This window comes from Terrabacter sp. P5_B1, from assembly GCF_056400505.1.
This window is the reverse complement of sequence record NZ_JBFULD010000012.1, coordinates 19470-28601: the sequence shown is the minus strand read 5'-3', so window position 1 is coordinate 28601 and position 9132 is coordinate 19470. Positions and strand designations below refer to the sequence as shown.

The window sequence follows — 9132 nt, the reverse complement described above, 5'->3', positions numbered from 1 at the left end:
ACCCGATGCGTACGCGGGTCCCGTTCGAGCTCCGGCTCGGCGGGGCCCGCACCCGCACCCGCCCGACACCGAACTGACCACTGATCGAGGACCGCATGGACACCTGGCTCGTCGTCGGGCTCGGCAACCCGGGGCCCGAGTACGCCGGCAACCGACACAACGTGGGCGCCATGGCCGTCGAGGAGCTCACCCGCCGTGACGCCACCGGCAGCCGCGCCTCGTTCAAAGCGCACAAGGCCCGCGCCCGGGTGGCCGAGGTGCGCCTCAAGGTCCCGGGTCCCAAAGTCGTCCTGGCCGTCCCGTCGACGTACATGAACGTCTCCGGCGGTCCGGTCGCCGGCCTCCTGAAGTACTACGACGTCCCGGCCGAGCGCCTCGTCGTCATCCATGACGAGCTCGACATCGACGCCGGCGTGGTCCGCCTCAAGAAGGGCGGCGGTGAGGGCGGCCACAACGGCCTGCGCTCCATCTCGCAGTCGATCGGCACGAAGGACTACCTCCGCGTCCGCCTCGGGATCGGCCGGCCCCCGGGGCGACAGGACCCCGCCGACTTCGTCCTCAAGGACTTCTCCAAGGCGGAGCGCGCGGACGTGCTGCCCTTCCTGATCGACGACGGGGCCGACGCCGTCGAAGCACTCATCGACATCGGGCTCCTCGACGCCCAGCAGCGCTTCCACGCTCCTCGCTGACGCCGCGGTCCTCCGGATCCCATTGCGCCTCAGCTGAATTGGTGTTGCGTGACACCGGGTGCGCCCGCGCGCAGGGTGGCATCCCCAGTCCCTCCATGAGCGGCGCAAACGTGCAAACGGCACCTTTGCGCATTCGCCGGACACGTCTGCGACCCGGCCGTAGCATGAACTCAATGCACGGCGGGGCGCCACCACGGAGCGCCGCCGCAGACGTCGCGGGGGGCCGCTGATCACGCAGACGCCGTCACAGGTGACGGTGGGCGTGACGCCGATCCCACGCGTCCAGGATCGGATGGCCCGGGGGGGTACAGATGAGTTTTTGGGACGGGCGCGAGCATGCCGCGCAACAGGGTTCGACGGCGCCGGGGGGTGACGACGGCCCGCTGGACGATGCGCGACTTGCGCGTCGGATTGCCGAGTCTGCAGGGCGGGTGCTGCTCGAGCTGCGTCGTGACCAGCCCGACCTCGAGCCGCCCGCACTCAAGGCGGCGGGCGACCTGAGGTCGCAGGAGCACTTGGCCGCGCAGCTCCAGCGCCATCGGCCGGCGGACTCGGTGCTGAGCGAGGAGGCGACCGACGACACGGCGCGTCTGGACGCAGACCGCGTCTGGATCATCGACCCGTTGGACGGCACCCGCGAGTTCTCCGAGATCCCGCGTGAGGACTGGGCCGTCCACGTCGCCCTCTGGGAGGGCGGCGAACTCGTCGCCGGCGCCGTGGCGCGACCGGCCATGGGCGACACCATGGCCACGGATGATCCTCCGGCGGTGCCGGCAGCGGTCCAGGGGCCGATCCGCCTCGCTGTCAGCCGCACCCGGCCGCCCGCCTTCGTGTCTGCCCTCGCGCAGCGCATCGGGGCGGAGCTCGTGCCGATGGGCTCGGCAGGCGTCAAGGCCACGGCGGTGCTGGACGGGACCGTCGACGCCTACGTCCACGCCGGTGGCCAGTACGAGTGGGACTCGGCTGCACCGGTCGCGGTGGCTCGAAGCGCTGGTCTGCACGCCAGCCGGATCGACGGGTCGCCCCTGCGCTACAACCAGCCCAACCCGCTGCTTCCCGACCTGCTGATCTGCCGCCCGGAGCACGCCGAGCTGCTGTTGACGGCCATTTCCGCCCTGAGAGACGAGGACGTATCGCAGTGATGTCACCAACGCACGACTACCAGCTGAGCCAGCTCGACCTGCTCGAGGCCGAGGCCATCTACATCATGCGAGAAGTCGTAGCCGAGTTCGAGCGGCCGGTGCTGCTCTTCTCGGGCGGCAAGGACTCCATCGTCATGCTGAAGCTGGCCGAGAAGGCCTTCCACCCGGCGCGGATCCCGTTCGCGGTGATGCACGTCGACACCGGCCACAACTTCGACGAGGTGCTCGCCCTTCGGGACAAGCGGGTCGACGAGCTGAAGGTCCAGCTCATCGTCGCCAGCGTCCAGGAGGCGATCGACGCCGGAACGGTCTGCGAGCCGCCGGACGGCACCCGGAACCGTATCCAGACCCCGGTGCTGCTCGACGCGCTCGACAAGCACCGGTTCACCGCCATCTTCGGTGGGGCGCGACGCGACGAGGACAAGGCACGGGCCAAGGAGCGGATCTTCTCCTTCCGTGACGAGTTCGGCCAGTGGGACCCGAAGAACCAGCGCCCCGAGCTCTGGAACCTCTACAACGGGCGGATCCACACGGGGGAGAGCATCCGCGTCTTCCCCCTGTCGAACTGGACCGAGCTCGACATCTGGCACTACATCAAGCGTGAGGACATCGAGCTCCCCTCGATCTACTACGCCCACGAGCGCGAGGTGTTCGACCGGGACGGGATGCTCTTCGCGGTTCACGAGACGAAGCAGYCCAAGCCCGGCGAAGAGGTGTTCACCGCGATGGTGCGCTACCGCACCGTCGGCGACGCGAGCCTCACGGCCGCCGTGCGATCCGAGGCCGACACCGTCGACCTCGTCATCGCCGAAGTCGCCTCCACCCGAGTGACCGAGCGCGGCGCGACCCGCGGGGACGACAAGTTCAGTGAAGCGGCCATGGAAGACCGGAAGCGTGAGGGGTACTTCTGAAATGATGGACATCCTGAGGTTCGCCACGGCGGGCTCGGTGGACGACGGCAAGAGCACCCTGATCGGCCGCCTGCTGTACGACACCAAGACCGTGTTCCAGGACCAGATCGAGGCCGTCGAGAAGGTCAGCCACGACCGGGGTGACGACTACGTCGACCTCGCACTGCTCACCGACGGCCTGCGTGCGGAGCGCGAGCAGGGCATCACGATCGACGTGGCCTACCGCTACTTCGCGACGCCCAACCGCAAGTTCATCATCGCGGACACCCCGGGCCACATCCAGTACACCCGCAACATGGTGACCGGCGCCTCCACCGCCGATCTGGCGCTCGTGCTCGTCGACGCGCGCAAGGGGCTGGTCGAGCAGAGCCGGCGGCACGCCTTCCTCGCCACCCTGCTGCAGGTGCCGCACCTCGTGCTCGTGGTGAACAAGATGGACCTCGTCGACTTCTCCCAGGAGGTCTACGAGAAGATCCGCGACGAGTTCACCCAGTTCGCAGCCAAGCTGCGGGTGCCCGACCTGACCGTCATGCCGGTGTCGGCCCTCAACGGCGACAACGTCGTGACCCGCTCGGAGAACATGCCGTGGTACGACGGCCCGAGCCTGTTGCACCACCTCGAGAACGTCCACGTCGCCAGCGACCGCAACCTCATCGACGTCCGCTTCCCGGTGCAGTACGTCATCCGACCGCAGTCCGACGCGTGGCACGACTACCGGGGATACGCCGGGCAGGTGCTCGGCGGCATCCTCAAGAAGGGCGACGAGGTGATGGTGCTGCCGTCGGGCTTCACCAGCAGGATCCTCTCCGTCGAGACCGCTGACGGGGAGGTCGACGAGGCCTACCCGCCGATGTCGGTGACCGTCCGGCTCGAGGACGAGATCGACGTCTCGCGGGGCGACATGATCTGTCGGCCGAACAACCAGCCGACCGTGGCACAGGATCTCGACGCGATGATCTGCTGGATGGACGAGTCCGCTCCGATGCGTCTCGGCGGCAAGTACTCCATCAAGCACACCACCCGCACGGCTCGCACGATCGTCAAGGCGCTGCAGTACCGCCTCGACGTCAACACGCTGCACCGTGACGAGGAGGCGAACCAGCTGACGCTCAACGAGATCGGCCGCGTGCGGCTGCGCACGACGGTTCCGCTCATGGCCGACGACTACTCCCGCAACCGCAACACGGGCGGCTTCGTCCTCGTCGACGAGGCGACCAACCGCACGGTCGCGGCCGGCATGATCACCGACAACGTCCGGTGACTCGGCAGCTCGGAGACCTCGAACCCTCCTCGCGCGGTGCGCCTGGAGGTGGCCGGGCTGCCGGCGACGGTGCGCGCGGGTGGCGGCCGCTGACCATCGCGATGGTCGGTCAGAAGGGGCTGCCCGCGACGATGGGTGGGGTGGAGAGACACGTCGAGGAAGTGGGCAGCCGACTGGCGTCCCGCGGTCACGAGGTGCTCGTCTTCTGTCGTTCGTCCTACGGCTCGAGCGCGCACCAGTCGTATCGGGGCATGACGTTGCTCGAGGCCCCGACCATCGCGACGAAGCACCTCGACGCAATCGTGCACAGCGCTGCCTCGACCTGGGGGGCGCTGGCTCGGCGGGCAGACGTCGTGCACTACCACGCACTCGGTCCGGGCCTGATGGCGCCGGTGCCGCGATACCTTTCGCGTGCTGCCGTGGTGATGACGGTGCACGGTCTGGACCACCAGCGGGACAAGTGGGGCGCGCCGGCACGGGCCGTGCTCGGTGCGGCCCACTGGATGAGCGGCCGGGTGCCGAACGACACCGTGGTGGTCTCCCGTGACCTGGCTGCGCACTACGGCGAGCACTTCCGCAAGGCTGTGGCGTGCATCCCCAACGGGGTTGCGACACCGGTGCCCACCGACGCCAGCGACTTCGTGCGCTCGATCGGTCTCGTCCCTGGTGCCTACGCCCTGTTCGTCGGTCGTCTCGTCCCCGAGAAGCGCCCGGACCTTCTCATCCGGGCCGTGCTGGCCAGCGACCACATCCGTCAGCTGGTGATCGTCGGAGACTCGTCCTTCAGCGATGAGTACAGCCAGAGCCTGCGTCAGCTCGCCGGCGACGATCCGCGGATCGTGTTTCCGGGCTTCGTGGGTGGGGCGCACCTGGAGGAGGTGTTCCAACGGGCCGGCGTCTTCGTCCAGCCCTCCGACCTCGAGGGACTCCCACTGACTCTGCTCGAGGCGATCGCCAACGGTGCCCCGGTACTGGCGAGCGACATCGCGCCCCACCTCGAGATCATCGGCTCCGGGTCGCCGGCGCACCGGGTGTTTGCCCGAGGAGACGTCGACTCGCTGCGAACTGCGTTGGAGCAGATGCTCGCCGGCGTCCCCGTGAGGTCGGGTGACGACCTGCGGGTCCGCGTCCTCCGGGACTACTCCTGGGACTCTGCAACCGACCAGCTGGAGGACCTCTACCTCCGGGCCGTCGACGGACGGCGGGGGAGAGCCCGGTGACCGTCGTGACAGCGGTGCCGGTTCGCGTCATGGCGCCCAGGGAGATCCGTGACGTCGAGCTCGTCCTGGACGGCATCCTGCCCAGTGGGCACGTCCTCGGCGGACCGGTCGCGCCCGCGTCACTCGCGCCCGGCCGGCCACGGGGACCGGTCTGCGCCGGACTGTGGGTGGACGCGGAGCTTGCACGTCTCGCCAGCGCAGCAGGATGCCTCACCCTCGTCGACCAGGAGCAGACCCCGCTGGCGTCGCTGGCAGGGCTCCGCGCCACGCCCACGACGGCCGCCGACGACGGCCACRTCGGCGACGAGATGCTGGTGACGGGGACCCTGACGCGCGAACGACTGCGGGAGAGCGGCCCGGCTCGAGAGCTGGCCGTCGACCTCCCGGTATCGGCGGGTGCCTACGACGGCCTCGTCGTGTTCGGCCGACCGGCCCTGACCTCCGACGGGCCGCGGCTCACGAGGTTGCTGCACGAGGTCGGTCGCAGCAATCCTCGAGCACGGGTGCTCGTGGCGGTGCCTGATCACGCGGCCGACACCGCAGGTGTGCCCACCCTGCTCATGACCGAGCTGGCTTCTCGGGCGGTCGATCGCGCCTCTGGTGGAGTCGCCGGTGTGCGAGTCGACGTGGCCACTGCACCGTTGGCCTGGCGTGACCCGGTCAGCGACCCGGCGCTCGTGGCAGCCCTGTCAGCCCACGTCGGCGCTGGCAGCGTGCTGGTCCTGAGCGACGCTGTCGGCCTCGACGACGCTGCCGCAGGTTGGCGCGCCGTGGTGGGGCAGCTCGACGACGGAGGCGTCCACCCGGCCGTCCTCCACCCCGCCGATCTCGCCGCGTTGAGTCGTTGGCGACCCCCGCGGGCCCGTCGCGGTCTGGTCGTGATGTTCACCGGCCTGTCGGGGTCCGGCAAGTCGACCATCGCCCGCTCGCTGGCGGGGAGGATCAGCCAGCAGACAAGCCGAACGGTGTCGCTCCTGGACGGAGACGTCGTCCGGCAGCTCCTGTCGTCCGGCTTGGGATTCGACCACGAGTCCCGGCTGCTCAACGTTCGCCGAATCGGCTTCGTCGCCACCGAGGTCGCACGTCATGGCGGACTGGCGATCTGCGCTCCGGTCGCTCCGTACGCGCAGGCGCGGGACGACGTCCGGACGATGGTCGGCGAGGTGGGGGACTTCGTGCTGGTTCACGTCAACACGCCCCTGCACGAGTGCGAACGCCGCGATCTCAAAGGTCTGTATGCCAAGGCCAGGGCGGGGCTCATCCCGAACTTCACYGGGATCTCCGACCCCTACGAGCCTCCGACGAACGCCGAGCTCACGATCGACACGACGGCCGTCTCGAACGCCGCGGCGGTCGAGCGACTCTTCAACTATCTGGCCAGCGGGGGCTGGCTCGAAACGGGGACCTCATGACCATCGACTGGCTCCTGGTCGCAGCCTCTTTCGGGATCGGCATCGTCGTCGGCCTCACGGGCATGGGCGGTGGCGCGCTGATGACGCCGGTGCTCGTGCTCGTGTTCGGCATACCACCCCTGACCGCCGTGTCGTCCGACCTCGTCGCGGCCGCCGTGATGAAGCCCGTCGGCTCGATCGTCCACCTACGACGCGGCACCGTGAACCTGTCGCTCGTCAAATGGCTGTGTGTCGGGTCGGTGCCGATGGCTTTCCTCGGGGTGATCGTCGTCAAGTCGCTCGGGACGGACGCCGCCGTTCAGGAGACCATCCAGATGGCGCTCGGGGTAGCCCTGCTGATCGCTGCCTTCGGGCTGGCCTTCCGGGCCTACACCCGGCTCCTCGAGCGGGCCCGTCGACGCGACGGCCGAGGGGAACCACTTCCCCAGGAACGTCCCCAGGTGGTGATCCGCAAGCTCCCGACGATCCTGGTGGGGGCGCTCGGGGGGCTCGTCGTCGGGATGACGTCCGTCGGATCGGGATCGCTCATCATCATCGCCCTGATGGCGCTCTATCCCCTTCTCAAGGCCAGTCAGCTCGTCGGTACCGACCTCGTGCAGGCCGTGCCGCTCGTTGCCGCGGCAGCGGTGGCTCACATCTTCTTCGGCGACTTCCAGTTCGCTCTGACCACCTCGCTGCTCATCGGCTGCGTACCCGGTGCCTGGGTGGGGGCCCGACTGTCGTCGCGGGCTCCGGGCGGCTTCATCCGGCGCGTCCTGGCGTTCGTCCTGCTTGCGTCGGCGCTCAAGCTGCTCGGCCTCGGGACCGCGCCGACCGGCATCGTCCTGCTGGTCTCGTTGCTCGTGGCCCCGACGGTCTGGATGGTCGTTCGTCGCGCCAACGGCTTCCCGGCCCTGGCGCGAAGCCAGCGTCAGGCGAACGCTCGCGCGGCATCCGACGTCGGGAACAACCCCCAGACCGCAGCACGATGACCACCGGTGCGTCCGTGGAGACATCGACCTCGAAGTCGGACCGTCGCGCTGACAGCGACCGGATGGCCCGCGGGGGTGGGCTCAACCTAGTCGGGGCGATCATCCAGCAGTCCGCCCTCTTTGCCATCGTGATTCTGCTCGCGCACGTCCTGGGCAAGGACGACGTCGGGCGGTATGCCGAGTGCTTCGCGCTGCTTTCCCTGCTCGGCCTCTTGGCGCTGGCCGGTTTCCGCTCCGGGCTCACACGCTTCGTCGCGATCCACCTTGCCGACGCTGATGTGCGCCGCCTGCGTGGGACGGTGCGCCTCGGGATGGGGATCACCGCAGGCGGCTCCCTCGCGCTGGCGGTGGCGCTGGGTCTGCTCGCGCCGACGATCGCGCGCGTGATGGGTGATCCGCAGCTGGAGACCGGGGTTCGCCTGGTGGCGCTGACGCTGCCGGCGCACGCGCTGTCCGAGGCGGCGCTCGCGGCCACCCAGGGGTGGCGGACTCAGAAGGCCTACACGGTCATCGGCCGCATCTTCGACCCGGTCCTGCGTCTGGTCCTGACCGTCGCGGCCCTGTGGCTGGGCTACGGGTATCTCGGGGCGATGTGGTCGTTGGTGATCGCGTCGTGGGTGACGGTTCTTCTCGCTCTGGGGGCACTCTGGTTCCGGATGAAGCACGTCCCGCAGGGACGAGCCGTCTACACGATCAGGGCAATCATGTCGTTCTCGATGATCAGCTGGGCGTCGGCCCTTGCCGCCACCGGCTTGATCTGGGCCGACACCCTGATCCTCGGGGCGATGACCGACGCCGGCCAGGTCGGCGTCTACAACGTTGCGACGAGACTGGTCACGCTCGCGGTCTTCGTCCTGCCGCCCATCACGGCGACCTTCGCACCGCACATGGCCCACCTGCACCACTCCAAGGACTACGCCGGCGCGGCTCGAGCCTACGGCAGCGCGACCCGCTGGACCCTCCTGCTGTCCATGCCGGCCTTCATCGTGCTGCTCGTCTTTCCGCAACAGCTGCTCGCCGTCTTCGGCAGCGGATTCACCGAGGGCGCGACGGTCACGATCATCCTCGCGTGCGGGCAGCTCGTCGGTGCAGCCGCCGGACCGTGCGGCGTCGTGCTCAACATGTCCGGCAGGGTCGGCCTGAGTCTCTTCGACAACGCTCTCGTCCTCGTCGCCAACATCGGGCTCAACCTGCTCTTCATCCCTCGCTGGGGCATCGTCGGTGCCGCGGTGGCCTGGAGCGCATCGATCATCGTCGTCAACGCGATCAAGGTGATCCAAGCCTGGAAGATCGTCGGCATCCGTGCGGAGGGGGCCTCGACCGGCAAGATCGTGCTGGCGGCCCTGCCCGCTGCGGGCGCGGGCCTGCTGGTCGACCACCTCATCGAGAACTGGGTCGCGTCCCTCGTCGTGGGAGTGACCACCTGCGTCGTGGTCTACCTCGTCTTCATCGTGCTGCTGCGTCCGCACCCGGAGGACCTGCGCGCGTTCCGGCGCCTGCGTCACCGTCTGTCCTGACCGCCGAAG

8 protein-coding genes are annotated in these 9132 nt (G+C 69.1%); all 8 read left to right on the top strand.

Annotated features, from left to right (window positions below):
• Positions 1-95: 95 nt before the first annotated feature.
• The 8 genes from pth (at position 96) to AC1DP0_RS02110 (ending at position 9123) form a co-directional block, all read left to right on the top strand.
• Entirely contained in the window at positions 96-689 is a 594-nt protein-coding gene (gene pth / locus AC1DP0_RS02145; protein ID WP_478082252.1) for an aminoacyl-tRNA hydrolase, read from the top strand.
• A gap of 431 nt (positions 690-1120) precedes the next feature.
• Positions 1121-1831, top strand: a complete 711-nt coding sequence (locus AC1DP0_RS02140; protein WP_478082251.1) for a 3'(2'),5'-bisphosphate nucleotidase CysQ — start codon at positions 1121-1123, stop codon at positions 1829-1831.
• Complete coding sequence (gene cysD / locus AC1DP0_RS02135) at positions 1831-2742, top strand: sulfate adenylyltransferase subunit CysD (RefSeq protein WP_478082250.1); 912 nt, start codon at positions 1831-1833, stop codon at positions 2740-2742. Before AC1DP0_RS02140 ends, cysD begins: the two co-directional genes overlap by 1 nt.
• A gap of 4 nt (positions 2743-2746) precedes the next feature.
• Positions 2747-4003: a sulfate adenylyltransferase subunit CysN gene (gene cysN, locus AC1DP0_RS02130; RefSeq protein WP_478082249.1), complete on the top strand. Its 1257-nt coding sequence runs from the start codon at positions 2747-2749 to the stop codon at positions 4001-4003.
• Positions 4004-4143: 140 nt separating this feature from the next.
• The gene (locus tag AC1DP0_RS02125) at positions 4144-5223 is read left to right on the top strand and encodes a glycosyltransferase family 4 protein (protein ID WP_478082248.1); all 1080 of its coding nucleotides are present in this window, start codon (positions 4144-4146) and stop codon (positions 5221-5223) included.
• A complete protein-coding gene (gene cysC / locus AC1DP0_RS02120) occupies positions 5220-6635 on the top strand; it encodes an adenylyl-sulfate kinase (RefSeq protein ID WP_478082247.1) in 1416 nt (471 codons plus the stop codon). Before AC1DP0_RS02125 ends, cysC begins: the two co-directional genes overlap by 4 nt.
• Positions 6632-7606, top strand: a complete 975-nt coding sequence (locus tag AC1DP0_RS02115; RefSeq protein ID WP_478082246.1) for a sulfite exporter TauE/SafE family protein — start codon at positions 6632-6634, stop codon at positions 7604-7606. The genes cysC and AC1DP0_RS02115 overlap by 4 nt, the downstream gene beginning before the upstream one ends.
• The gene (locus tag AC1DP0_RS02110) at positions 7603-9123 is read left to right on the top strand and encodes a flippase (RefSeq protein ID WP_478082245.1); all 1521 of its coding nucleotides are present in this window, start codon (positions 7603-7605) and stop codon (positions 9121-9123) included. Before AC1DP0_RS02115 ends, AC1DP0_RS02110 begins: the two co-directional genes overlap by 4 nt.
• Positions 9124-9132: the final 9 nt, after the last annotated feature.